Origin of the sequence: Pseudomonas inefficax, from assembly GCF_032164165.1 — a bacterium.
In the GTDB taxonomy this organism is placed as follows: domain Bacteria; phylum Pseudomonadota; class Gammaproteobacteria; order Pseudomonadales; family Pseudomonadaceae; genus Aquipseudomonas; species Aquipseudomonas inefficax.
In genome coordinates, this window is the sequence record NZ_CP134401.1 from 1 (window position 1) to 24,740 (window position 24,740).

A 24,740-nucleotide genomic window follows, 5' to 3' on the forward strand; every position below is an offset into this window, starting at 1 on the left:
ATGCCTTTGCCGCCAGCGAAAAGCTGCAGCTGGTGTGCATCGACGACGAGATCCGCCTCAACGAACTCCCCCCGCCCGTACTCGACCACATGGGCGAGCGCAGCCAGCACGGTTATGGCTTTGCCCTGCACAGCAATTTCTTCTTCACCGACCACAAGATCTATTTCGCCACCTTCACCCATGTGCAGTGGGCCGAGGCGCAACGGGAAGAGTACGTCGACGAGCACGGCACCCAGCGTATCAGCCCGCCCTACACCTGGCATACGCCCACTGGTCTGTACCCGATCGAACAGGCCTGTGGACAGCTGGTCCGCCACTACGCCGAAGCCAAGGCCCGTGCTCGCTTCTGGCAAGGTGTCATTGGCGCGGGCGAATTCGCCTTCGGGGTGCTGGCGATGGTGCCAGTGGTCCGTGGTATCAAAGGCGCCGCAACCCTCGGCCGCTATGCCTTCGTCGCCCTGGAAGCCGCGCTGGCCGCCGATGCCATGGTCGACGGCAGCAGCCGCATGATCACTGGCGAAGGCCTGAGTATCGGCGAGCAGTTCTTCACCGACCTGGCGCGCCTGGCCAACCCCGACACTGCCGAGGCACGTGGCAAGCAGGTATTCATGGCCATCAACCTGGCCCTGCTGCTGCCGGCCGCCATCGGCGGCGCCCGTTGGCTGATGCACAAGTTGCAGCCCGGCAGCATGACCACCGTACGCCTCGACAACGCCGCGCTGTCGCAAGAGGAAGTCCGGCGCCTTGGCAACCGCAGCGCCGGCGAAGTCACCGTACTGGAAACCCGCATCCAGCGACGCAGCCGCGAGGGTGAGCTGCCGGTCACAGCGCATGAACTGCACTCGGTGGAGCGCAATGCCAGCCTGGTCGCGCTCGATGTGGTCGGCGGCAAGGCCGACTACGCCTACATGGCCACCACCCTGCGCGACCGGCTGGTGGCCATGATCCAGCACAGCATCGGGCCGGTGCGCATGGGCGGCAGCCTGACCCGGGTCGTCGCCGATGCCGGCGAAGAAGCCCTGGCGGCTGCCCTGGTCAGCCACTGGAAGGTCAAGCCGGAGAACATCCTCGGCCTGAGCACCCACCCTTCCCGGCCCAGCCAGTTCGGTTTGAAGAACAAGAGCGACCAGGGAATTGACATGCTGGTGTACGTGCCGCCACCGCCCTCGATGACGGTGCGTAATCCGACGACGCAGCAAATGCGGCACCACATTGATGGGCTGAAGGGGACGGCACCCGTGGAAGAGCTGAAGTTCGAGGCGGGTACGTTGTTGGTGATCGAAGTGAAGACGACTTTAGGGAAAAGCAAGACGCCTGCTTTTATCAACACCCAGAAAGCAGGAGGCAAAGCCAACCTTCAGCGCATACAGGACTTGATTCGTAGGAAAAGACAAGGTTGGGGAGAAGCCCTTACAAAAACTGACCCCGCCTTTATTACAAAGTACCAAGCAGTAGAGGACAGCTTGGATTCGCGAAAAGTCTCATTTCTTCATGCACAAGTATTCTTTGACTCGAAAGGTCACCCTAATAGCATTGTCGGTGACCGAAGCGGAATACAAATTAATCTCTGGAACCAACATGAATAGACAGGCAAAAGATCGACTCAAAGTCAGCTTGAAAAAAATACACGAATGGGCGAGAGAGGACCTACTCGTGAGGTGCGACATGCTGACGTCTTACATCGTGACTGGCGAAACCATAGGCATCGCTTGCAATCAGATATTCAAAGCTGGCATGAACAATATTGGAAAAGGTTTACAGCTTGCAACACAGCACCCATACGGGCCAGCGTCATTGGATTTCGTCTCTGGCATTACACAGATGTTAATCGCTGAAGCAATCTTAATACAAAAACTTGCGCACACTAAAGAAAGTAGCATAAGCAATTTAGATGGGACCACTCACCTAATGTTGTGTGCACTGGCTACTGGCCGGTTTGAACTGGTTGAGCCCTTTCACCAAGCTATTTTCACAGGTATTCATAATGGCTACGGTGTCAGCGATGGCCACAATTTGCCAATCGGTACCACCTTTCGCTACGCCGCTTTCGGCCTGACCATTATCGGCGACTGGCTCGGCAAACCGCTTGACCTCGACAAGCACGCCCTGCCTCGCGACCCTGCCTGGGGTCAATTGGTCGCTCATTGGCGCGAACCTGATCCCGATAAACTGGCGCCGATCCTGGTGGCCGCCTGCGACACCCATGTCGAACGCATCGCGCTGACATCCCGCGAACTCGACTCCGGCAATTTCGAATTCGGCTCCCCCTTCGAGGCCGTCTACCCTGCCGAAATCCTGGCCATCCTCAACCTGCGTCGGTCGTTGGGGCTAACCAACCCCTCGCCCATCGAACACCCGTTGATGCAAACGCCCTATGCAAGGCTGACCTGCCCGCCTGGCATGCGTTTCGAACCTGATGAGCTGTTGTTGCAGTTCTTAGCCGCCGTATGTAAACACGACCCGGCTGCAATGCCAGACGGCCTTTATGAAGCCGTTCTACAAACAAACTCGGCCAATTGATCATGGCCGGCTTGCAGGCGCTGCTCGAAAATACCCGCAATGGCGCACTGCCCATCCCCGTCGACATTTGCGTGCCCTGCTCCCTGCCCGGCGCGCTGTTCTCCCTCGACGGCGGCGACGGTTGCGACCAGTTGCTAGGCATCCCCTCCCAGAACGGCGTCGGCCCTGCCTGGTTTCGCAACAACCCCTGGATTCGCGACCAGGAACGCAACCACCGCGATACCTTCCTCCAGCAGGTCCTGGAGCATGCCGGCGACACGCTGGGCAATGCCTGGCTGGCTGAGTTTCATGCCTTTGCCGCCAGCGAAAAGCTGCAGCTGGTGTGCATCGACGACGAGATCCGCCTTGGCGAACTCCCCCCGCCCGTACTCGACCACATGGGCGAGCGTAGCCAGCACGGTTATGGCTTCACCCTGCACAGCAACTTCTTCTTCACCGACCACAAGATCTATTTCGCCACCTTCACCCATGTGCAGTGGGCCGAAGCGCAACGGGAAGAGTACGTCGACGAACACGGCACCCAGCGCATCAGCCCGCCCTACACCTGGCATACGCCCACTGGTCTGTACCCGATCGAACAGGCCTGTGAACAGCTGGCCCGGCACTACGCCGAAGCCAAGGCCCGCGCTCGCTTCTGGCAAGGCGTCATTGGCGCGGGCGAATTCGCCTTCGGGGTGCTGGCGATGGTGCCAGTGGTCCGTGGTATCAAAGGCGCCGCAACCCTCGGCCGCTATGCCTTCGTCGCCCTGGAAGCCGCGCTGGCCGCCGATGCCATGGTCGACGGCAGCAGCCGCATGATCACTGGCGAAGGCCTGAGTATCGGCGAGCAGTTCTTCACCGACCTGGCGCGCCTGGCCAACCCCGACACTGCCGAGGCACGTGGCAAGCAGGTATTCATGGCCATCAACCTGGCCCTGCTGCTGCCGGCCGCCATCGGCGGCGCCCGTTGGCTGATGCACAAGTTGCAGCCCGGCAGCATGACCACCGTACGCCTCGACAACGCCGCGCTGTCGCAAGAGGAAGTCCGGCGCCTTGGCAACCGTAGCGCCGGCGAAGTCACCGTACTGGAAACCCGCATCCAGCGACGTCCCCGCGAGGGTGAGCTGCCGGTCACAGCACATGAACTGCACTCGGTGGAGCGCAATGCCAGCCTGGTCGCGCTCGATGTGGTCGGCGGCAAGGCCGACTACGCCTACATGGCCACCACCCTGCGCGACCGGCTGGTGGCCATGATCCAGCACAGCATCGGGCCGGTGCGCATGGGCGGCAGCCTGACCCGGGTCGTCGCCGATGCCGGCGAAGAAGCCCTGGCGGCTGCCCTGGTCAGCCACTGGAAGGTCAAGCCGGAGAACATCCTCGGCCTGAGCACCCACCCTTCCCGGCCCAGCCAGTTCGGTTTGAAGAACAAGAGCGACCAGGGAATTGACATGCTGGTGTACGTGCCGCCACCGCCCTCGATGACGGTGCGTAATCCGACGACGCAGCAAATGCGGCACCACATTGATGGGCTGAAGGGGACGGCACCCGTGGAAGAGCTGAAGTTCGAGGCGGGTACGTTGTTGGTGATCGAAGTGAAGACGACTTTAGGGAAAAGCAAGACGCCTGGTTTCATCAACACCCAAAAATCAGGAGGCGAAAGCAGCCTTGCACGCATACGAAGATTAATTGAAAACAAGAGACAAGGATGGAATGAAAAAATCTTATCAACAGCAGATCCAAATTTTTCACAAAAACTACAAGCCATCAAAGAAAGCACAAGTTCAGGGAAAACAGCCTACCTGCACGCTCAAGTATTTTTTGACCCTAACGGCGTTCCAAGCGCTCTTACGGGCAATAGCGCGGGAATACAAATAAACCTGTGGAATTAGAAATGAGCAAAAAACCGAAAAACAGGCTACCAGTCAGCCTTAACCAAATCCAGCTATGGGCTTCTGACGATTTGATCGTAAGGAGCGAAACCCTAACCTCCTACATCGAAAATGGCGGTTCACTTGACCTTGCTTGCGGCGAACTACACCGGTTTGGGATGAACAGCATTGGCAACGGGTTACAATATGCGACCAAGCACACTTACAACTGCGCATCATTGGATTTCATTTCCGGAATCGCCAAGAGACTCGTCGCCGATCTAATACTGATCAGGAATCTTGAAAAATCTCGACAGATGGCCATTGAGGATCTAGATGAATCGCCCCTGGTTTTCTAGACACTCTCCAAGCTCAGGAAATAGCGTTTCTCATACTCTACTGGAGACAGCTGCATAGCACTGCTGTGTCGGCGTTTAGGGTTATAGAACATCTCGATGTAATCGAAAATATCACTTCGGGCTTCTTCACGGGTTGTGTAGATCTTTCGTCGGATTCGCTCTCGCTTCAAAAGCTGGAAAAAGCTCTCGGCTACGGCATTGTCGTGGCAGTTTCCCCGCCGGCTCATGCTGCTGATTACATTGTTGGCCTTCAAAAAGCTTTTCCAATCCGAGCTACTGAACTGACTGCCTTGATCTGAGTGAATCATAACTTGCTGCTGAGGCTTGCGTCGCCAAACAGCCATCAACATCGCGTCGATAGCCAGGTCGCTGCACATCCTTGGCTTCATTGACCAACCAATTACTTGGCGTGAGAACAGATCCAGCACTACCGCGAGGTAGAGCCACCCTTCATAGGTGCGGATGTAAGTGATATCTGTCACCCAGACCTTGTTCGGCTCACTTACCTTGAACTGCCGCGCGAGGTGGTTGGGCGAGGCCACTGTTGGTTTTCCACCATAGAACCCTGGACGCCGCCGATAGCCCGTTTGAGAACGCAGCCCCTCCGCCTGCATCAAGCGCCTGACTCGATTTCGGCCGCATTCCTCTCCCAGCTCACGCAGGTCATCGTGAATTTTGCGGTAGCCGTATACACCTCCGCTTTCCAGCCAAGCGTGTTTGATCAAGCCAAGCAGACGTTGATCTTCTTTTGCTCGGGCAGATTGAGGCTCGGCCAGCCAGGCGTAATAGCCGCTGGGGTGCACCTTGAGGGTTTGGCAAAGGCGCCGCACCGGGTAATCAGTCGAGTGCTTCTTGATGAAGGCGTACTTCAGCCGCACTCCTTGGCAAAGTACGCGGCGGCCTTTTTTAAGATGTCTCGCTCTTCCGTCACGCGCTTGAGTTCAGCGCGTAGCTTGCGCAGTTCGGCCTGCTGATCGTCGTCTTGCTGACGCTGCTCTTGGGGCTTGCTGTAGACCTTGATCCAGGCGTAAAGACTGTGCACGGACATGCCCAGGCGCTGGGCGACATCGGCGACAGGTTTGCCTTTCTCGGTCACTTGCTTGACCGCTTCGATCTTGAATTCTTCGGGGTAACGCTGACGACTCATGGCACCTCCTATTTGGGCCTCATTATGAGGCTTGGAGGTGTCTACGAAACCAGGGGCGATTCAAGATGGTTTAACTCTTGTAATACTATGTACAATTGCAACAGGGCAACTCCGACTCGTAGCCCCCTTTCATCAAACCGTACTCTCCGCTTTGGAGGGTGGGTATGGCGTCGAGGATGGAAACAACCTGCCGATAGGTACCACCCTACGCTACGCCGCCTTCGGCCTGACCATCATCGGTGACTGGCTCGGCAAACCGCTCGACCTCGACAAGCACGCCCTGCCTCGCGACCCTGCCTGGGGTCAATTGGTCGCTCATTGGCGCGAACCTGATCCCGATAAACTGGCGCCGATCCTGGTGGCCGCCTGCGACACCCATGTCGAACGCATCGCGCTGACATCCCGCGAACTCGACTCCGGCAATTTCGAATTCGGCTCCCCCTTCGAGGCCGTCTACCCTGCCGAAATCCTGGCCATCCTCAACCTGCGTCGGTCGTTGGGGCTAACCAACCCCTCGCCCATCGAACACCCGTTGATGCAAACGCCCTATGCAAGGCTGACCTGCCCGCCTGGCATGCGTTTCGAACCTGATGAGCTGTTGGTGCAGTTCTTAGCCGCCGTATGTAAGCACGACCCGGCTGCAATGCCAGACGGCCTTTATGAAGCCGTTCTACAAACAAACTCGGCCAATTGATCATGGCCGGCTTGCAGGCGCTGCTCGAAAATACCCGCAATGGCGCACTGCCCATCCCCGTCGACATTTGCGTGCCCTGCTCCCTGCCCGGCGCGCTGTTCTCCCTCGACGGCGGCGACGGTTGCGACCAGTTGCTAGGCATCCCCTCCCAGAACGGCGTCGGCCCTGCCTGGTTTCGCAACAACCCCTGGATTCGCGACCAGGAACGCAACCACCGCGATACCTTCCTCCAGCAGGTCCTGGAGCATGCCAGCGACACGCTGGGCAATGCCTGGCTGGCTGAGTTTCATGCCTTTGCCGCCAGCGAAAAGCTGCAGCTGGTGTGCATCGACGACGAGATCCGCCTCGACGAACTCCCCCCGCCCGTACTCGACCACATGGGCGAGCGCAGCCAGCACGGTTATGGCTTCACCCTGCACAGCAACTTCTTCTTCACCGACCACAAGATCTATTTCGCCACCTTCACCCATGTGCAGTGGGCCGAAGCGCAACGGGAAGAGTACGTCGACGAACACGGCACCCAGCGCATCAGCCCGCCCTACACCTGGCATACGCCCACTGGTCTGTACCCGATCGAACAGGCCTGTGGACAGCTGGCCCGGCACTACGCCGAAGCCAAGGCCCGTGCTCGCTTCTGGCAAGGTGTCATTGGCGCGGGCGAATTCGCCTTCGGGGTGCTGGCGATGGTGCCAGTGGTCCGTGGTATCAAAGGCGCCGCAACCCTCGGCCGCTATGCCTTCGTCGCCCTGGAAGCCGCGCTGGCCGCCGATGCCATGGTCGACGGCAGCAGCCGCATGATCACTGGCGAAGGCCTGAGTATCGGCGAGCAGTTCTTCACCGACCTGGCGCGCCTGGCCAACCCCGACACTGCCGAGGCACGTGGCAAGCAGGTATTCATGGCCATCAACCTGGCCCTGCTGCTGCCGGCCGCCATCGGCGGCGCCCGTTGGCTGATGCACAAGTTGCAGCCCGGCAGCATGACCACCGTACGCCTCGACAACGCCGCGCTGTCGCAAGAGGAAGTCCGGCGCCTTGGCAACCGCAGCGCCGGCGAAGTCACCGTACTGGAAACCCGCATCCAGCGACGCAGCCGCGAGGGTGAGCTGCCGGTCACAGCGCATGAACTGCACTCGGTGGAGCGCAATGCCAGCCTGGTCGCGCTCGATGTGGTCGGCGGCAAGGCCGACTACGCCTACATGGCCACCACCCTGCGCGACCGGCTGGTGGCCATGATCCAGCACAGCATCGGGCCGGTGCGCATGGGCGGCAGCCTGACCCGGGTCGTCGCCGATGCCGGCGAAGAAGCCCTGGCGGCTGCCCTGGTCAGCCACTGGAAGGTCAAGCCGGAGAACATCCTCGGCCTGAGCACCCACCCTTCCCGGCCCAGCCAGTTCGGTTTGAAGAACAAGAGCGACCAGGGCATCGACATGCTGGTGTACGTACCACCACCGCCCTCGATGACGGTGCGTAATCCGACGACACAGGAAATGCGGCATCACATTGATGGGCTGAAGGGGACGGCGCCGCTGGAGGAACTGAAGTTCGAGGCTGGGACGCTGTTGGTGATTGAGGTGAAGACGACGTTGGGGAAGAGCAAGACGCCTGGTTTTTTGAAGACACAAATGGCTGGCGGCAATGCGAATGTCGAGCGAATACAGAAACTGATTGCGAGAAAAAAGGGCGGCTGGAATATCGACGACCTAAAAACAGTAACCCCTGATATAGCCGCTAAAGCAGCACACCTGCGCAATGCGATGAGTAGTGGAAAGATCTCACACCTGCACGCTCAAGTGTTTTTTTCACATGATGGACAGTTAAGTACGCTCGCAGGCAGCTCAACCGGAATTCAGATAAACACGTGGTGACGACATGACATCTACCAATAGCTCTCGGCTAACCAGCAGCCTCAAAAGTATTAAAAAATGGGCCTCAGCTGATGCTTCGCTAGAAAAACATAGAGTCATTGATTACATAAACGGAAACGACAGCATCGCTATTGCCGCCGACGAAATATTCAGACTCGGCATAAATGACATAGGAAAAAGTCTGCTCCAAGCCTCTGAGAACCCTTACTTGAAAGCGCCCCGTACAATTGCCATAGGCATATTGAAACTACTCGTAGCCAACAGCGTAATCGTCGAAAATTTAAAGGGCACCACACGGTTTGGCCTTGATGATCTGGATGGCATCACTCACGTAATGCTGTGTGCCCTGGCTACCGGACAATTTGCCGTAATAACGCCTTGTCACAGTGCTGTGTTGTCGGGTTTTACCAATGGTTACGGTGTCAGCGATGGCCACAACCTGCCGATAGGCACCAGCCTTCGCTACGCGGCCTTCGGCCTGACCATCATCGGTGACTGGCTCGGCAAACCGCTTGACCTCGACAAGCACGCCCTGCCTCGCGACCCTGCCTGGGGTCAATTGGTCGCCCATTGGCGCGAACCTGATCCCGATAAACTGGCGCCTATTCTGGTGGCGGCCTGCGATACCCATGTCCAACGCATCGCCCTGACATCCCGCGAACTCGACTCCGGCAATTTCGAATTCGGCTCCCCCTTCGAGGCCGTCTACCCCGCCGAGATCTTGGCCATTCTCAACCTGCGCCGTTCGCTGGGCCTGCCGAACCCTTCCATCGACCACCCATTGATGAAAACACCCTACGCCAGGCTGACCTGCCCGCCAGGCATGCGCTTCGAGCCGGATGAACTGCTGATGCGCTTCCTGGCTGCCGCCTGCAAACACGATCCTGATGCCGTACCGGCCGGCCTTTACGAAGCAATCATGCAAAACAGCGCAAAGGATTGAGCGATGTCCCGACAAGGTGCGATTCGAAAAGGTGATCCCCACAGCGGGGGTGGTCGGATGGGGGAAGGAAGCGGAGTTCTTGTCAACGGGCGGCAACAATGCATTCTCGGAGATCGTGCGCCATGCGCGCTTCATGGAGGGACATTTGCATTGGTCTCTGGCGGTGACGGTAGTGTCTTGTTCAACGGTATTTCTTTGGTATTCGAGCCTGCGGAGCTTGCTTGTGGGTGCAAGGTTTCATCTACCTGTTCGGGACCTTATGCCAAAGAGGGCTGAACGACCTGAAGAACGTGGTTTCATGCATCGTCCTCTTCGCAGGCTTGCACGATTTGAACAGCGCTCGCGTTGTCTGTTTCGCGGGCGCGCCCGCTCCCACAGGTACTGTGCTGGCTTTGAGTTGACGCTGAACCTGTGGGAGCGGGTTCACCCGCGAAGAGGCCCTCAAGGTCAATCACGGCTGCCGCTTGAGTCCAACAACGCCCAAGGCCCGTCAGACACCCGGCACCGTCTTCCGCCCAACCAGCTGCTGCCTCTCAACCCCATCTAGCAACGCCTCCACCACCGCCTTGGCCGAATCCAGCCCATGATCATTGCTCAACAACAGATCACGACAGGTCCCCTTGGCCAGCTCCAGTGCCTTGAGATTGGTCGCAAATGCCCCTTTGAGCAGCGTGGACAGGTGTACCAGCGCATCTTCGTAGTCCACCCCCGAACGCACGGCAAACAACGGCGGGTGGCTGCATTCGCAGGTGGAGAAACTGGAGGACGCCGTGGTGGCGCGTACGGGAGGATCGGGTAAGCCTTTTGTCATTGTGTTGCTCCTTGATTCACTGGAGCCGCCACACAACGTGACCAAACGAATGGGTGGCGACTGTACGCGGGTTGGTCAACCGGGAATCAAGGAAACCGGCGCGCACGGAGGCGCCCCACGCACAGCCGCCATAAAACGAGACAGCCGGGCACAAAAAAGCGCCAACTGTATCGCAGAGCGGGCGCTTGTGCGCCTTGATGATTGCGGGTGACCAAACCCGACTGCTGGACTTACAGCAGCGGGCAAAGACTACCGGTGTCGGGGAAGGGTTTCAAGCTAAGGGCATGCTCAGTAACACTTCTTACCAGCTCTCACTCATAACCAGCTGTCCACCATGTGGGAGCGCAGGTGCTGATGAATCTGATTCGAGGCCGGCGATCTCGGCTCAGGTATTTCTCCACCGTAGCAACACTGAAATCAGCCTCAGCCCACACTGACTAACATCTCAAACCTTGCTAACCAAGCAATTCCACACTCGACAACCCTAAAGCTTCTTACAAGCACCTCATATCCCTACATACATTTCCTACAAATAGGGAACCACAACAAACACTTACAAACCAAATAAAGTCAAGAACATTGACAGCAGGAAAACACCCTCCTACCCTGATCCAGCCCAAATGACACAACTTGGAAGACACCATGGTATTCAACTGTAGATTACGGGAAGCCTAGTACTTACTCTAGCATTTGCTCAACGCATACTTTATTAGCAGCACCCTCAGCCACTCAACACGGCTGCGCTAGAGCAATTAGTCGCCGCGCATACGTTCAAAGCGTCTTCATCTCAGCCTATAGCGCACCAACAATGCCTCAAATTATATTTGAGGATGTTCGCCCAGCTTATTTGCAATACCACAACAGCCCTCTTAGGAACAGTCGCCCAGACAGTTACGGCACAATCTACAAATGGACATTGAAGATGAATAAACCTAACGCGGCACACCTGCTGATCTCAGCGTTCGGCATCGAAATCTTCTGCACTCAAGTGCTTTTTATCTATACACCGCTCTTTTTTATCTTCAATAGTGGTGACAGCGTGCTCGGATCATTTCTTCGGGCGCTCGCATACATTGGCCCCGTACTATTCGGCTATTATATCGGGGTTCTGGTAGACCGTTTCGAGAAACGCCGACTCGGCTGCACCATTGCCATAGCACTCGGTGGTGCAGCGGCATGCTACAGCGTGCGACTGCCAGACCAAACGCTCGCTGAGACGGTTATTTTTCTCGCCGCCGTATCAATCGGCACGTACTTCCTCAACAATCTGCGCTCATCAGTTCTGCCCAGTGTTGCCCAGGCTTCACAACTCCCCAAACTGAACGCCACATTACTGGTCACTGAAAACATCGCACTGATTTTCGCCCCTTTGATCGCCTCGCTACTCCTGTCACTGAGCAGTCCCAAGATAGGCTTTTTCGGGATCGCAGGTCTGTTCTGCATCTCTGGACTGATCTACCTGCTCGCACTGCCCAGCAGCCAGCCCACCTCTCACCCGAGACAACGGAGAGGCTCTTTCTTGGAAAGCATCGGCATCCTGACAAGCAACAAACCACTGCTCCGCCTTGTCCTTGTGGTCATGGGTAACAATGCCTTCACCGGAGTGTACTTGCTGAATGTGCTCATCTACGCAGTGGGGACCGGCCATTTCAGCGCCCAGAACGCACCTAATCTCTTGGTGTGGCTCGCCGCAGGCGCAATCATCTCGGGGCTGACAGCATCAAGGGCAATTGCATTTTTTGGCAATCGCAAACTTACACTCCTGTGCTGCCTGCTAATGGCCGTATCCGGCGCACTGCCACTGCTCCTGCCCAACCAAGCTGTGTTTTTCACCTCGTGCTTTCTCGTCGGTTTTTTCGAGTCCTACGTAGTGATTGCGGTTTGGACACTTCGCCAAACCGTCGTCCCAGCCGATGTGTTGGGCAGGGTCACCGGTATAACCAGCGCGCTTTTCAAAGTGTCAATGGTGATCGCCATTCCTGTAGCAGGACTGCTCGCCGAGTATTACACCAGCGCAGTTGCGATCCTGTTCGGCATCGGCACCACTCTCCTCGGCGCCACCCCCTTGGCGCTCAGCCTGCTTCACGACTTCATCAAGAAATACCGGAAAACACAGGCGCCAGACCTGGCTACTGCCAGGCGGCGCAAGGCCGCTACAGAGGCGAGCAAGCAATGAGGTCATCCCCGCCGCCAAGGGTATCAACAGTGATGAAAATAATGTGTCGCCTGTACCGGGCTCTTCGCGGGCTTGCCCGCTCCCACAGGAATCGCGCCAAGCCTGAGGCCAGCGCGGTACCTGTGGGAGCGGGCAAGCCCGCGAAGAGGCCCTCAAGCTCAATCACGGCTGCTGATTCTGGCTCAAATACTTGTCCACCGTAGCCTGCCCCTCCCCCGCATCCCCCGCCACCTGCCACAGCCGCCGTTCAATCCCCTGCGCCAGCAAATGTCCCACCGCCGCTTCTATCGCCGACAGCACGCACAGCTGCGCCGGCTCATTGGTGGTGTACCCCACCTCAGCCTCGAGCAGCTTCTTGAACTCGATGAACTTGAACACCCCGGCGCTGCGGCCGACCGAGTAGATGGTCTTGCTGGTCATCACGTTGGCCAGCACCTGCCCGGTACGCACGTCCACCGCGCGCAGGTTCACGGTCACCTGGTCGACCCGGTACTCGCGGGAGATGTCGATACCCAGGTACCGGGCGCCTTCCCCACCGCTGCGCACGTTGGTGTCGTAGGCGATGATGCCGCCCTCCAGCATCAGGTTGGCGGCCTGCAGCGGCGGCAGCTCGCCCATGATGTTTTCCGGTACATCAGGCTTTTTCTGCGAAGCACGGATGATCTTGCGCTCGGTCAGCAGGTTCTGCAGGCCTTCACGCTCCAGTACCACGAACCAGCCACTGGCGTTCAGGGCGTCCATCAGCATGCTGGCCGCGCCCTGGGTGACGCTGGTGGAGAACGAGCTGGCCGGGGTCGGCTTGTACTGCCCGGTCTGGTCGCGGAAGCCGTACACCACCGCCATCAACCGGCCCTTGGGCCGTGGCATGTTGATCAGGTCGTAGTAGGTCGAGGCCCGGGGGGTCAGGGTCGGGGTTTCCGAGTCCTGTTCGGCGGGCATCGGTTCGCGCAGGCCACAACCATGCAGACCCAGGGCGGTGAGGATCAGCAGCGTGCTCAGCAGACGTTTCATGGTGTTCTCTCCCCAACAAATAGCCTTGCCCCCTCAAGGGTTCAGGCCGCTGACCTCAATGATCGAAATTTCTCCTGTGGCGCGATCGGTGACCTTGATACTCAAGGCCCCGGAATCGTCGATGACGTCGATGAGAAACGCATCGGTCGCCATGCTGCCGGTGTTGCCGTTGCTGATGTTGTCCAGCAACTGCGACAACATCCGCGACTCCAGCTGGTTGCTGAAGCGCTCCAGGGCCGTGGTGCCGGCAAAGGCCGAGGAGCGGTCCTTGAGGTCGGGGTCGTCGTGATCGTTCTGCGCCTGCGCGTTGTTCAGCAACCAGGTGCCATTGAGCGGGTTGCCGCCAAAGGCCGGGTTGACCGGGGTGTACACCAGCTCGGTGGCCTGGGCGGCACACGCGCTGGCCAACAGGCAGGCGGCGATGCAACGGGGTATGTGGTGCTTCATAGCTCGTCCCTCTCCAGATCGGTGGTGTCCTGCAGCAGGCGTTGCAACTTGCGCTGGATGATTTGCTGCTTGACCAGGTCGGCTGCTGCAACGGCCTCGTCCTTGAGCTCGGTGGTGTTCGGCGGCAGGAAGCGGCGGTACACCACCTCACGCTCGAACTCCACGGTGACCAGGCTGCCCCAGCGGGCATCCGGGCGTTCGCGCACCACCAGGTTGAAATCCAGCCGGCTGGTGGCGCGCAGGCGGTCGGCGAAGTAGTAGTAAAAGTCGTGGCCGATGTGCGAGATGGTGTTGTCGACGATGAAGCCTTGCATCTCGTCCTCGTCCCCGGCCCTGGCCGAGGTGGCCAGCACTGCCACCAGCAGCAGGCCCAGGCACAACGCGGCCAGGCGGCTCATGGCGTGTCCCCCGGGCCGGCATGGGTCTGCACGCCACCGGCACTTTCGGTAAAGGCCTGCTCGGCGACGAACTGCCAGTCGCTGTAGTGTTCCAGCCCGTCGAAACCGCTCCATTCGGCGCTGAAACCACTGCGCTTGAACGGGGTGGCGTCCGAGCGGCTGTGCACGCCGGTGATGCGGCCATCGATCGAGCGCAGCAGGCCCCAATCGTCGCTGTTGGTGATGGGGTCGGGGTACAGCCGGCGAATGTGCCGCCTGGCCTGCGGGAAGCGGTTGTCCTGCAGCAGGTCGGCCAGTTCCTGCGGGTACTGGGCCAACCCCGGCGAGGCGCGGTAGTAGCTGCGCAGGGCCTGGGCATACTGGCTGCCTACCCACAACAGCTGGCGTTCGCGGTCACGCTGGGCAGCACTGGCCCAGAGCGTGCCGGTGGCGGCCAGGGCCACGCTGCTGACCGCAATCAGCAGCAGTACGCCCAGGTAGGTGAAGCCGGCGTCGGCCTTACCATTCCGCGAACAGGCTGCCATCGCGCGCCCTCCCTGTGGCACCGCTCTTGATATCGGCCACGCCGCCGGCCACGCCTTCGGGCGGTGGCACCAGCTGCCAGGCATCGCTGCGCTCGGTGATCGGGTCCACCGGGGTGTTGCGCAGGTAACGCTGTTCCACCAGTTGCTCCAGCGAGTCCGGGTAGTGACCGGTGTCGCCGTAGTAGTGGTCCAGCGCTTCGCGCAGCACCGCCAGGCTCTGGCGCAGGGTGGCTTCGCGGGAGCTCTCCAGGCTGTTGAAGTAGCGCGGCATGGCGATGGTCATCAGCGTGGCGATGATCGCCAGCACCACCAGCAGTTCGATCAGGGTGAAGCCTCGGCTGCGCTTCATGGCTGTCACCATTGCCCGTAGGGGATGTTGTTGAGGCCTTTGCCGCGGGCCTTGGAATACACGTCGAACACGTCTTCGCCTTCACGCGGGTTGTCAGGGCTGCTGTCGTAGGCGCGCAGCCCCCACCCGCCTTCGTCCTCCCCCTTGGCGGCCACCAGCGGGTCGTGCGGGATGCGCCGCAGGAAGTAGAACTTGGCGCCCTTGGCGCTGCGCACATCGCGCACCCCGTCGACCAGCACCTGCAGGTTCGGCGGGTAGCCACTGGCGTCCAGGCGCTTCTCGATGTAGCCGGCATCAAACGCCCGCTTGTAGGCGTCGATGGCGTCGCGGATCTGGTACAGCGCCTCGCGCAGTTGCTGTTCCTTGCCGCGGCGCACCACGGTTTCGGTCAGCGGCGCGGCCATGCTGGCAAGCAGCCCGAGCAGTGCCAGGGTCAGCACCACCTCGATCAGGCTGAAGCCCTGCATGCGGCGCTGCGCGATCATGGCCGCGGGCTCCCTTTGGCCGGGGCGATCGCCATCTGGCTCTCCACCACCGGTGTATCGGTGGCCGGGGCATTGCCAGGCACGTCTGCCGGCGGCAGCGGCGCCATCTGCCGCACCTGCATGGCCGACTCGGTACCGGTGGCGAACTCCATGTCCGACGGGCTCTGGTACGGCAGGTTGCGCACGATGCGCGGGGTGATCGCCAGTACCAGCTCCGACTTGCTCATGTCGTCCTTGTTGCTGCCGAACAGCCGGCCCAGGCCGGGGATGTCGCCAAGGCCGGGGATCTTGTTGCCGCTGGCGTTGTGGTCGTTGCGCACCAGGCCGGCCAGCACCTGGGTTTCACCATCGTGCAGGCGCAGGGTGGTCTGGGCGTTGCGGGTGTCGACCTGGACCGGAATGGTGCCCTGACGCGTGGCCTCCAGTGGGGTGGCGTTGCTCACCTCCAGGGCTACCTTGATCGCCACTTCGTTGTTCAGGTGCACGGTGGGCTGCACTTCAAGCTTCAGGCCCACGTCCAGGTAGGTGACGCTTTCGGTAATTACCGGGCCCTGGGTGGACGGCACCGAGGTGGCGCTGATGATCGGCACCCGCTGGCCGATGTGGATACGCGCCTGCTCACGGTTGCTGACGCGGATCACCGGGCTGGCCAGGGTGTTGATGTCCTTGTCCTGGGCGTTGATCTTGGCCTGCGGCGCCGGCGCGATGCTGATGCGGCTGGAGTCGATGCCCTTGAGCTGGTCGAGCACGCTCACCGGCTGGCCGTCGGAGCTCAGCACGCCGAAGGTGTTGGGCCATTGCAGGCCGAGGTCGAGGATGCGCGAAGTGGCCACTTCCATCACCTCCACTTCCAGCACCACCTCGGGGTTGGACTGGTCCTGCGACTGCAGCAGCTTCTCGGCCATGCGCACGGCATCGGGGGTGTCGCGCATGGTCAGGGTGTTGAGGCGTTCGTCGACGAACACGTCGCGGGTCTTGAGCATGGTCTTGACCATGTTCAGCGCGGTGTTGGAGTCGATGCTGGTCAGGTAGAAGGTACGCATGACCAGTTCCTGGTAGTCCTTGGTCTTCTGCGGCGAGTCGGGGTAGATCATCAGGGTGTTTTCATTGACGATCTTCTGCCGCAGCTGGTTCTGTTCCAGCAGCAGCGCCACGGCGTCCTCGATACGCAACTCGCGCACGAAGATGGTGGCCTTCATGTCCGGGCGCATGTCCTTGTCGAAGATGAAGTTGATGCCGGCGACCTGGGACAGCACCTCGAAGATGGTCTTGAGGTTGGCATCGCGAAACTCCAGGGTCACCGGTCGCTCCAGTTTGCTGCGCAGCTGCGGGAACGGTTGCGCGGTGCGCGCCTGGACGTTCTCGATGTCGCTGCGCAGGGCAATGCCCTTCTGGTTCTGCGGGTCCAGGCGCAGCACTTCGCGCATGTAGCGCTCGGCACCGAACAAATCACCCTGGCGCAGCGCTGCCTGGCCCAGTGCCACGCGCTCGTCGAGGGTGCGGATCAGCTCCAGCTGGCGAATGCCTTCCTGGGCGCGGCGGTTGTTCGGCTCCAGGGTCAGCACCCGGCCATAGCCCATGCGGGCGCCGGCGAAGTCATGGCGTATGCGGTCGGCGTCGGCCTGGGTCAGCAGCGCCTCGACCGCGGCCTGGCGGCTGTGGGCCAGGGCGATGTTCAGCTCGGTGTCACGCGGGTCCTCGCGCAGGGCTTCCTCCAGGCTGGCAATGCCGGCTTCGTACTGGCCCTCCTTCATCAACTGTTCGCTGTCCTTGCGTACCGCGCTGGAGCCGCAGCCGGCAATGGCCACGCACAGCGCCACAAGCAGGAACGGAGCCGGTTTGCACAGCTTTGACGACTTCATGGTGCGCTCCCTACAGACAAAGTCTGCGACTGATGCAAAGGCAGGTAGACCAGGTGCAGTTCGCTGGCCGATACCCGCTCGAGGCGGTAGGTGTCTTCGATCACGTCGCCCTGGCGCACGACGTAGAGTTTTTCGCCGCTCTGCAGGAAGATCTGCAGGTCGTCGCGCTCGCCCATGCGGCCAATGAACTGGAATGGCAGGGCCGGGGCGGTCGGGGCTGAGGGGGCGACCGGGGCGGCGTTCACGGGTTGTTCGGTGACGGTGGCAAGGGCCTGGGGTCTGGTCCATTGCTGGGTTGGGAAGAGATCACCAGAGGCCTGTTCCGGCCTATTCGCGGGTGAACCCGCTCCCACAGGGGACGGGGACGCAGCCGAATCCTCTGTGGGAGCGGGCGCGCCCGCGAAGGGGGCGACACTATCTTCCTGGCCGAACCAGTGGCCCGGGGCCCAGGCCAGCGCCGCGCTGACGCCGAGGAAGCCAACCCAGATGACAGCACGTTGTGTGTTCATCACGACCTCGACAGGTAAAGGGTCATGCGCAGGCGGGCATTGAGCTCGCTGTCGCCAATGCGTTTGCGTTGCAGCTCCAGGTCTTCCAGCACCAGGGTCGGCAACTGCTTGAGCAGGCCCTTGAGAAAACCGCGAATCTGCGGGTAGCTGCCGCGCACCGGCAGCACGATCTGGTAGCGCGCCAGCTGCGTCCTGGGGTCGATGCCCAGGGCATATTCACCACGCGCCAGGCTGATATGCTCGGCGCTGGCCAGGTGGTACAGGCGCTCGATCAGCTCGCTGGCCTGGGGCTGCCCTGGCAGTTGCTGGCGCAGGCTATCGAGCGCCTGCTGCTCGGGTTTGACGGCGATCTTCAGCTCGCCACGCCTGACCCGCTCGACCTGCACGCTAGCGTCCGCTTCGGTGGCGCGCAGCTCGCGCAGGTTCTGCCATTGCGGCAACACCCCGGCGCACAGCACGCCTACGGCCAGCAGGCCCACCGCAACCGCCGCCAGGCCGACCGGGCCGATGCGACGCAGGCGCTCCTGGAGGATCAGGCTGTTCAGCGATTCACGGGCGCGCATGGCCGGTCTCCCAGGTGGCGGTGAGGGTGAAGCGCACCGGGCGCTCGGGCTGCGCGGCCAGCACCTCGTGGTTGAGCAGCGACACATCGCTGAGCTCGGCACTGGCTTCCAGGCGCTGGTGGTACTGCAGCATCGCTTCCAGGTTGCGCGCCTCGGCGGTGATGCGCAGTTGGCCTTTGCGCGCGTAGGGGGCCAGGCTGAGCAACGCCACGTCGTCCTGGGGCTGCGCTTCGAGCATGGCGAACAGCTGCTGCCAGGGCCGTTGCAACTGCTGCGAGACGCTTTGCATCTGGGCCAGGCGCTCAGCCTGTTCACGGCTGGCGGCGCTGCTCAGCGGCGCGACGGTGGCCGGGCGACGGCCCAGTTGTTGCTCCAGGCTGTGCACGCTGGCCTCCCGCTCGACCTGCTCGGCCTGCAAGCTTTGTTGCAGCAGCACCAGGCCGGCGACCATGGCGCTCGCCACGGCCAGCAGCGACCAGGCCAACGGGCTGTTGCGCCGGGGCTGGAACTCCAGGTCCAGGCGGCGCATGTCAGGCCACCGCCCGCCACATGGCGCACAGCGGGTCGGCATCGCTGGCCGGCTGGCACAGTTGCACCGCCGCCAGTTGCGGCACCTCGCCCCGGCCCGGGGCATGCAGGTAGACCCGTGGCAGGTGCTCGCCATACAGCTCGCAGGTGCGCTCGATCAGTGCTTGCAGGGCCTGGTCGCTATCGGCGCAGCCTTGCGCCAGCACTTGCTGCCAGGCCCCGCCGGCAGCCAGCAGCAGCACGCTGCGGCGCGGTTCGGCCAGGACGAACAGGAAGTCGCCCTGTTCCAGCTGTGCCGAGCAGCGGTTGTAGGCGGCCATCAGGTACGGCTGCACCGAGCGCAGGCTCAGGTGGTTTTCCCGGCCCAGCGCCTGCAGCCGCTGCAGCAGGGCTTCGGGCAACGCCGTGGCGATGCGCGCGGCACCGGCCGGCTCGGGCGACAACACGATGCGCCAGTCGTCCAGCGGCTGCCCGTAGAGGTTTTCGAAACAGGCCCGGGCGTAGGCGTCCAGCTCGCGCGGGTGGCTGATGGCATCACTCCAGGGCACCAGGCAGAAGCGGCTGTAGCGGGCCGACAGCAGCACCCGCAACTGGGCACCACGCACGGCATGCTCGGCCAGCAGCGTGGCCAGGGCGTCGACGGCGGCCTCCCAGGCCGGTTGAGCGGCATCGCAGGTAAAGTCGCGGCTGCCCAGCCATTGGTGGTGATTGGCGTGCCAGCTACCCAGGCCTGCACCTTCGGCGCCGAGCACGGCGCTGTATCTGTAAGCGCCACGATCAGATGAATGTGACACGGTTGATCTCCTCGAGAGTGGTACGGCCATCCCGGACCAGGTCCAGGGCCGAGGCCCGCAGCAGGCGCAGGCCGCGCTGGCAGGCGAGGTTCTTGATCTGCGACAGAGGGCGGCGCTCGACAATCATTTGCCGCAGGTCGTCGTCCAGGTGCAGCAGTTCGGCGATGGCACTGCGGCCGCGGTAGCCACTGCCGCGGCATTGGCCGCAGCCCTGGGCGCGGACGAACTTCCAGCCGGCCACGCCCTCGCGGGTCAGGCCTGCGCCGTACAGGGTGTCGTCGTCGACTTCGCACGGCGTGGCGCAGTGCGGGCAGGCCAGGCGGATCAGGCGCTGGGCCAGCACCGCATTGAGCGCGGAGACGAAGCTGTAGGGGTCGACCTGCATCTGGCTGAAGCGGCCGATCACATCGAACACGTTGTTGGCGTGGATGGTGGTGAATACCAGGTGGCCGGTGAGCGCCGACTGCACGGCGATTTGCGCGGTGTCGGGATCGCGGATTTCACCGACCAGGATCTTGTCCGGGTCGTGGCGCAGGATCGAGCGCAGGCCACGGGCGAACGTCAGGCCCTTCTTCTCGTTGACCGGGATCTGCAGCACACCGGGCAGCTGGTATTCGACCGGGTCCTCGATGGTGATGATCTTGTCCACGCCGTGGTTGATCTCGCTGATCATGGCGTACAGGGTGGTGGTCTTGCCGCTGCCGGTGGGGCCGGTGACCAGGATCATGCCGTAGGGTTCGGCAGCCAACCGGCGCAGGGCGCGCAGGGTTTCCTCGGCAAAGCCCAGGGCCTGCAGCTGCACACCGCTGACCCGGTCGGACAGGTCCTGCTTGTCGAGCACCCGCAGCACCGCGTCTTCGCCGAAGATGCTGGGCATGATCGATACCCGGAAGTCGATTTGCCGGTCGCCCACGGCAACCTTGAAACGGCCGTCCTGGGGCACGCGTTTTTCGCCGATGTCCAACTCGGCCATCACCTTGATGCGCGAGATCACCTGGTCGGCGAAGGCGCTGCCGCTGGCCTTGCCGGCGCCGTTGAGCACGCCGTCGATACGGTACTTGATGGTCAGGCCCTGGCCGGTCATGCCCAGGTGGATGTCGCTGGCGTGCAGCTTCAGGGCGTCATACAAGGTTGAGTTGACCAGCTTGACCACGCGGCTCTGGTCTTCGCTGATACTGGCCAGCGACAGGCGCTGCAGCGGGTCGCTTTCGCTGCTGGCTTCGGCGTCGTGGTCAAGAGCATCCACGGCGTGGAAGCTTTCTTCGTGGCGGGCCAGGAAGGTAGCCAGGTCTGCAGCGTGGGCCAGGTAAAGCGGTGCGCCTTGCAGCACATCGTCGATCCAGGCCAGGCGGGCATGGTCGAAGGGGTCGGCGAAAACGCCCAGCAGTTGGCCGCCCTGCTCGATCAGCACGAATTCGCGCTTCAGGCACATCGCCAGGCTGACCTTGTCGAAGCGTGGGGTGCTGGCCAGCAGGGTGTGGCTGTCCAGCACCGGGTAATGCAGGGTCAGGCCCAGGCGCTGGATGAAGGTGTCGGGGGTGTCGCAGGCCAGTTGTTCCAGGCGAGTGAGCAGGCGTTCGTCGCTGGTTTGCAGGCGGGCCTGGGCCAGCAGGTCGCGGGGGTAGGCAGAATGCGCTTTTGCCTGTTCCGGCCCTTTCGCGGGTAAACCCGCCCCCACAGGATTTTCGATATCTTCAGGATTGCAGTGCCCCTGTGGGAGCGGGTTTACCCGCGAAGAGGCCGGTGCAGGCAGTAACGCTTCCTGTGATGCATCGAGTGCTTCTGGCATGGCCTGCGACTCCGCTCAGGGGCGCGTCGCAGGCTGGCTCGGCCAGGGGTGCGGGCGCCGCTATTCCCCTGTGAGCAGTTGATCGTCGTCGGGCCCTGGAGGCTTGGCGCCGTTACGGCGGCGGTCGGCCAAAACCCAGCTTCCATCGTACAACTGCAGGGGGAACGATTCGTTCCTGTTCTGGCGTCGCTCGACGAACCCTTCAGCCGGGTTGTCCGTGGCCCTGCGCCGGCGCTCGATGCCCATCAGGTCGAAGATCGCACGGGCCAGTTCCACCAATGGGAACGGCTTGAACAGGACATGGCTCACCCCCAGTTCGGCGGCCCGCTCACGCACCTCGACAGTGGGGTGGGCGGTAATCAGCACGAAGTGGCACTGCCTGTTCCTGCGTACGGTCTCCAGAACCTGAAAACCCTCCATGTCGGGCAAGCGGTAATCCAGCACGATCACTTGCGGTGCCAGGCTTGCGGCCTGCTCGATACCACTGGCACCGTCGTGGGCAACATGAACTTCCAGGCCTTGCGCCTGCAGGTACGCTTGCAGGTTCTGCGCAAGAGTCTGTTCGTCATCGACTACCAATACTCTGTTCACCAAGGTCGACTCCCAAGAACTGCCCGGTAACCCGGTCTGCGAAGTGCGCCCCTGTACAGGCTTGAGCAGGCTTCGTGCCAGGCGTGAATAGTCATGCTGCACCACTGTAAGTCATTGATTTTCCGAGGGCACCGTCCAGCGTCGGCAACGCGACGGGCAGGCACGCCGGCCCCGTTCCCCACATGCGGGGAAACTGCTGGCACGCTGCCAGATCGTTATTCCCCATCATTGGGTAAACGCCATCAGGGACCTCAGTCGGCGATCTCCACCGTAGCGGACGCGCGCAAACGTTGGCGCACGGACTGGCGCGCCTGCGCCTCCCGCTGCCCGATGAGCGTGGCCCTGGCCAGTACCAGGCCCTGTTCGCGTATGACCGAAGGCTCGTCACTTTGTTGCTGCGCTCCTTGCAGGGTTTCCCGGTTGGCATCATAGAATGCTTCCACTTCGGCCTGGCTGGGCGCGGCGATCGCGCTGAGCTGGGCATACACCTGCTGCGCGGCCAGCTCGCGCCGGGTGTACTCATTGTACTGTGCCCTATCGAAACCCGCTTCCGCCAGCCGCCGTTCGAAAATTGCCGGGCTGCCAAGCGCAGCCTCGACCTGGCCCACATGCGCCGACACCTGCTCGTCGCTGATGGCTATGCCGCGGTGCTGGGCCTCCTGCCACAACAGCTCCTTGTCGATCAGTTCATCCAGGGCCTGGTCGCGCAGGCGCTGGTACAGGTTCGGGTTGCGGATACTGGCCACCGCGCGGCCCTGGGTGTCCAGGTATTCGCTGAAATAGCGCTCCAGGCGCATCGTCCCGATCTCCACACCGTTGACCCGCGCCGCCGGCATATCGGCCCAGCTTGCCTTGGCCAGTACCTGCAACAGGCACAACAACAGAACACGCATGGCAACCTCCGCTCAAGGGCTGTCCGGCAGCGGCCGGTACGGGGTGACTGCGGTAAAGCGCGGCCCGGGCAGGGCCACCGCCACCACATGGGCACCGGCCATGCCCTGGCGGCGACCCGGGCCGAAGCCCAAGGCCGGGGTCAGGCCGGTGAACACATCATGCAGGCCTTCCAGCGCGGCAATCAGCTGCTCGCGGCTGGTGTCACGGCCAGTCTGCTTCAACGCTTCGCTCAGCAGCCGCAGGGCGCACAAGGTATTGACCTGCAGCGACGCCTGGCGGGGGTCGAGGCCGTGGCGCTGCTGCAGGCCGGCCAGCGTCGCCAGGCCCTGTTCGGTCCAGTCCTCGGGCACGTAGGGATAAGCCAGGAACACCCGTTGCGACCAGAACTCGGGCAAGCGCGCCACGGCGCCGGTCACTTGGCTGGAGGCGCCAAACAGGTATGGCTGGCGGCCGGCTGACTGCAGCGCCGAAGCCAGTTCGGCAAAGGCCTGGGCACGGCCGAGGAAGACAATGCCCTGCCCGTCCACGGCCTGGCCAGCAAAGGCCTGGGCCGCAGGTGTTGCCCAGCCCTGCTGCTGCAGGCGTTCGCGCACCTGCTCGGCCAACGCCGCTTGTTCATTGCCGGCATACACCACACGCAAGTCGTCCGCTTTCAGGCCCAGCGTCGCTCGGGCGTGGCCGGCCAGGCTCAGCAATTGCGCGGGCAAGCCGGGCAACGGGTCGAAAATCTGTGGGCTGCCGCCGCTGCGTGGGGTGCTGCCGATCAGCGGTACATTATGGGGGGCCAGCAAGGTTGCCAGGCGTTGGTCGAGCATCGGTGCCAATGGCGCGATCAGGGCAAACACCCGCTCCTGCTCCAGCAATTGCTGCAGCGCCCGTTCGGCGCTGGCGGGGTTGCCGCCCGGGTCGAGCACCACCAGTTCCAGGCGTCGCGCGTGGATGCCGCCTTGCTGGTTGAGTTGCGTCAGGCCGTCTTCCAGCACCGCACGCACCACCTGCCCGGCCTCGGCCAACGGGCCGGAGGCCGGCAGCAAGGTGCCCAGGCGCAACACGCCCTCCTCTACCCCGGGATCGCGCTCCTCGGCCAGGCGCTTGAGGTAGGCCGTGAGATTGCGCTGGTCGGCCAGGGTCAGCTCGAAGCGCGGCATGGCCGGATCCAGGCGATTGCCTGCCGGATCGACGCCACGCTGAATGGCCCGGGCCAGGCTGCTGTCGGTGTAGGCCGGATAGCGTCGTCCGTTGACCTCGCGTTCGCCCTGGCCTAGCGCAAGGCGTTGCCAGTCGAGGCTGGGTGGGCGCACCCCCCCTTCGGCGCGGCCGCGGCCATCGTTGCCGTGGCAGCTGGCGCAGGGCAGCACGCTGGCGGGGACTGTCATGTCGCTGGCACCGACCCGGGCCTGCAGCTGTGCGTCGCTGCTGGAGACGCCCTGGCGGTAGAGGTGTTTGCCGGCTTGTTCATGTTCGGTCAGGTCCAGGGCGAGTGCACCGCTGCACATGGCAATGCCTACTGCGAATGCCAGATAGCGCAGCACTGCCTCAATACAGACGCGAATCCCTGTAGGAGCGGCCTTGTGTCGCGATCGGGCGCGCAGCGGCCGTAATACCGGCATACCCGGAGTACCTGATGAAACACA

At 62.0% G+C, this 24,740-nt stretch carries 26 protein-coding genes; 9 read left to right on the forward strand and 17 right to left on the reverse strand.

Annotation, left to right across the window (positions count from 1 at the left end):
• The 4 genes from RIN61_RS00005 to RIN61_RS00020 all read left to right on the forward strand — a co-directional run.
• On the forward strand, positions 1 to 1,586 hold a 1,586-nt coding region (locus RIN61_RS00005), incomplete at its 5' end, for a hypothetical protein (protein WP_313855143.1).
• Positions 1,587 to 1,665: 79 nt separating this feature from the next.
• Positions 1,666 to 2,520 carry a hypothetical protein gene (locus tag RIN61_RS00010; protein ID WP_313855130.1) on the forward strand — a complete coding sequence of 285 codons (855 nt, stop codon included), beginning with the start codon at positions 1,666 to 1,668 and terminating at the stop codon, positions 2,518 to 2,520.
• A 2-nt stretch (positions 2,521 to 2,522) separates the two neighbouring features.
• Positions 2,523 to 4,388 carry a hypothetical protein gene (locus tag RIN61_RS00015; protein WP_313855132.1) on the forward strand — a complete coding sequence of 622 codons (1,866 nt, stop codon included), beginning with the start codon at positions 2,523 to 2,525 and terminating at the stop codon, positions 4,386 to 4,388.
• Between the two features lie 2 nt (positions 4,389 to 4,390).
• Entirely contained in the window at positions 4,391 to 4,726 is a 336-nt protein-coding gene (locus RIN61_RS00020; protein WP_313855134.1) for a hypothetical protein, read from the forward strand.
• On the opposite strand, the gene RIN61_RS00025 is transcribed toward RIN61_RS00020, so the two are convergent.
• Positions 4,723 to 5,873, reverse strand: a protein-coding gene (locus RIN61_RS00025; protein ID WP_087535084.1) for an IS3 family transposase whose coding sequence is annotated in 2 segments (ribosomal slippage) — positions 4,723 to 5,639 and positions 5,639 to 5,873 — 1,152 coding nt in all. Because the reading frame shifts where the segments join, the coding sequence is not laid out codon by codon here. The genes RIN61_RS00020 and RIN61_RS00025 overlap by 4 nt on opposite strands.
• A gap of 37 nt (positions 5,874 to 5,910) precedes the next feature.
• On the opposite strand from RIN61_RS00025, the gene RIN61_RS00030 reads away from it, so the two are divergent.
• From RIN61_RS00030 to RIN61_RS00045, 4 genes are read left to right on the forward strand one after another with little or no spacing between them, the layout of a single operon-like run.
• Positions 5,911 to 6,567, forward strand: coding sequence for a hypothetical protein (locus RIN61_RS00030; RefSeq protein WP_313855136.1), 657 nt, complete (start codon positions 5,911 to 5,913; stop codon positions 6,565 to 6,567).
• 2 nt (positions 6,568 to 6,569) lie between these two features.
• The gene (locus RIN61_RS00035; protein WP_313855138.1) at positions 6,570 to 8,432 is read left to right on the forward strand and encodes a hypothetical protein; all 1,863 of its coding nucleotides are present in this window, start codon (positions 6,570 to 6,572) and stop codon (positions 8,430 to 8,432) included.
• Between the two features lie 4 nt (positions 8,433 to 8,436).
• Entirely contained in the window at positions 8,437 to 9,375 is a 939-nt protein-coding gene (locus tag RIN61_RS00040) for a hypothetical protein (protein ID WP_258392862.1), read from the forward strand.
• Positions 9,376 to 9,378: 3 nt separating this feature from the next.
• On the forward strand, positions 9,379 to 9,651 hold the full coding sequence (locus RIN61_RS00045; RefSeq protein ID WP_112254026.1) for a PAAR domain-containing protein: 273 nt from the start codon (positions 9,379 to 9,381) through the stop codon (positions 9,649 to 9,651).
• Between the two features lie 214 nt (positions 9,652 to 9,865).
• On the opposite strand, the gene RIN61_RS00050 is transcribed toward RIN61_RS00045, so the two are convergent.
• Positions 9,866 to 10,102 (reverse strand): hypothetical protein, encoded by a 237-nt coding sequence (locus RIN61_RS00050; RefSeq protein WP_015270586.1) that lies wholly within the window; start codon positions 10,100 to 10,102, stop codon positions 9,866 to 9,868.
• 1,006 nt (positions 10,103 to 11,108) lie between these two features.
• Here RIN61_RS00050 and RIN61_RS00055 point away from each other — a divergent pair.
• Positions 11,109 to 12,362 carry an MFS transporter gene (locus RIN61_RS00055; RefSeq protein WP_181457411.1) on the forward strand — a complete coding sequence of 418 codons (1,254 nt, stop codon included), beginning with the start codon at positions 11,109 to 11,111 and terminating at the stop codon, positions 12,360 to 12,362.
• A 162-nt stretch (positions 12,363 to 12,524) separates the two neighbouring features.
• Here RIN61_RS00055 and RIN61_RS00060 read toward each other — a convergent pair whose 3' ends face one another.
• From RIN61_RS00060 to RIN61_RS00130, 15 genes are all read right to left on the reverse strand, one after another.
• A complete protein-coding gene (locus RIN61_RS00060; RefSeq protein ID WP_015270587.1) occupies positions 12,525 to 13,373 on the reverse strand; it encodes a CsgG/HfaB family protein in 849 nt (282 codons plus the stop codon).
• 33 nt (positions 13,374 to 13,406) lie between these two features.
• Positions 13,407 to 13,820 (reverse strand): curli assembly protein CsgF, encoded by a 414-nt coding sequence (locus tag RIN61_RS00065; protein ID WP_038409720.1) that lies wholly within the window; start codon positions 13,818 to 13,820, stop codon positions 13,407 to 13,409.
• The gene (csgE, locus tag RIN61_RS00070; protein ID WP_013972855.1) at positions 13,817 to 14,218 is read right to left on the reverse strand and encodes a curli production assembly/transport protein CsgE; all 402 of its coding nucleotides are present in this window, start codon (positions 14,216 to 14,218) and stop codon (positions 13,817 to 13,819) included. The genes RIN61_RS00065 and csgE overlap by 4 nt, the downstream gene beginning before the upstream one ends.
• Positions 14,215 to 14,742, reverse strand: a complete 528-nt coding sequence (locus tag RIN61_RS00075) for a type II secretion system protein (protein WP_013972856.1) — start codon at positions 14,740 to 14,742, stop codon at positions 14,215 to 14,217. Before RIN61_RS00075 ends, csgE begins: the two co-directional genes overlap by 4 nt.
• Entirely contained in the window at positions 14,717 to 15,091 is a 375-nt protein-coding gene (locus tag RIN61_RS00080) for a type II secretion system protein (protein ID WP_133972116.1), read from the reverse strand. Before RIN61_RS00080 ends, RIN61_RS00075 begins: the two co-directional genes overlap by 26 nt.
• Positions 15,092 to 15,096: 5 nt before the next feature.
• Positions 15,097 to 15,576 (reverse strand): type II secretion system protein, encoded by a 480-nt coding sequence (locus tag RIN61_RS00085; RefSeq protein ID WP_015270589.1) that lies wholly within the window; start codon positions 15,574 to 15,576, stop codon positions 15,097 to 15,099.
• Positions 15,573 to 17,438, reverse strand: a complete 1,866-nt coding sequence (locus tag RIN61_RS00090; RefSeq protein ID WP_252379199.1) for a secretin GspD/PilQ domain-containing protein — start codon at positions 17,436 to 17,438, stop codon at positions 15,573 to 15,575. Before RIN61_RS00090 ends, RIN61_RS00085 begins: the two co-directional genes overlap by 4 nt.
• The gene (locus RIN61_RS00095; RefSeq protein ID WP_112254032.1) at positions 17,435 to 17,947 is read right to left on the reverse strand and encodes a hypothetical protein; all 513 of its coding nucleotides are present in this window, start codon (positions 17,945 to 17,947) and stop codon (positions 17,435 to 17,437) included. Before RIN61_RS00095 ends, RIN61_RS00090 begins: the two co-directional genes overlap by 4 nt.
• A complete protein-coding gene (gene pilO / locus RIN61_RS00100; RefSeq protein WP_112254033.1) occupies positions 17,947 to 18,510 on the reverse strand; it encodes a GspMb/PilO family protein in 564 nt (187 codons plus the stop codon). The genes RIN61_RS00095 and pilO overlap by 1 nt, the downstream gene beginning before the upstream one ends.
• The gene (locus tag RIN61_RS00105) at positions 18,497 to 19,039 is read right to left on the reverse strand and encodes a PilN domain-containing protein (protein WP_313855164.1); all 543 of its coding nucleotides are present in this window, start codon (positions 19,037 to 19,039) and stop codon (positions 18,497 to 18,499) included. The genes pilO and RIN61_RS00105 overlap by 14 nt, the downstream gene beginning before the upstream one ends.
• A 1-nt stretch (position 19,040) precedes the next feature.
• Positions 19,041 to 19,832, reverse strand: coding sequence for a hypothetical protein (locus tag RIN61_RS00110; protein ID WP_112254035.1), 792 nt, complete (start codon positions 19,830 to 19,832; stop codon positions 19,041 to 19,043).
• Complete coding sequence (locus RIN61_RS00115; protein ID WP_252379200.1) at positions 19,816 to 21,621, reverse strand: GspE/PulE family protein; 1,806 nt, start codon at positions 21,619 to 21,621, stop codon at positions 19,816 to 19,818. The genes RIN61_RS00110 and RIN61_RS00115 overlap by 17 nt, the downstream gene beginning before the upstream one ends.
• Before the next feature lie 60 nt (positions 21,622 to 21,681).
• On the reverse strand, positions 21,682 to 22,215 hold the full coding sequence (locus RIN61_RS00120; RefSeq protein ID WP_046614351.1) for a response regulator: 534 nt from the start codon (positions 22,213 to 22,215) through the stop codon (positions 21,682 to 21,684).
• A 248-nt stretch (positions 22,216 to 22,463) separates the two neighbouring features.
• Entirely contained in the window at positions 22,464 to 23,105 is a 642-nt protein-coding gene (locus RIN61_RS00125; RefSeq protein WP_112254037.1) for a SurA N-terminal domain-containing protein, read from the reverse strand.
• A 12-nt stretch (positions 23,106 to 23,117) separates the two neighbouring features.
• Entirely contained in the window at positions 23,118 to 24,602 is a 1,485-nt protein-coding gene (locus RIN61_RS00130; RefSeq protein ID WP_390899115.1) for a cytochrome c/ABC transporter substrate-binding protein, read from the reverse strand.
• Between the last annotated feature and the right edge of the window lie 138 nt (positions 24,603 to 24,740).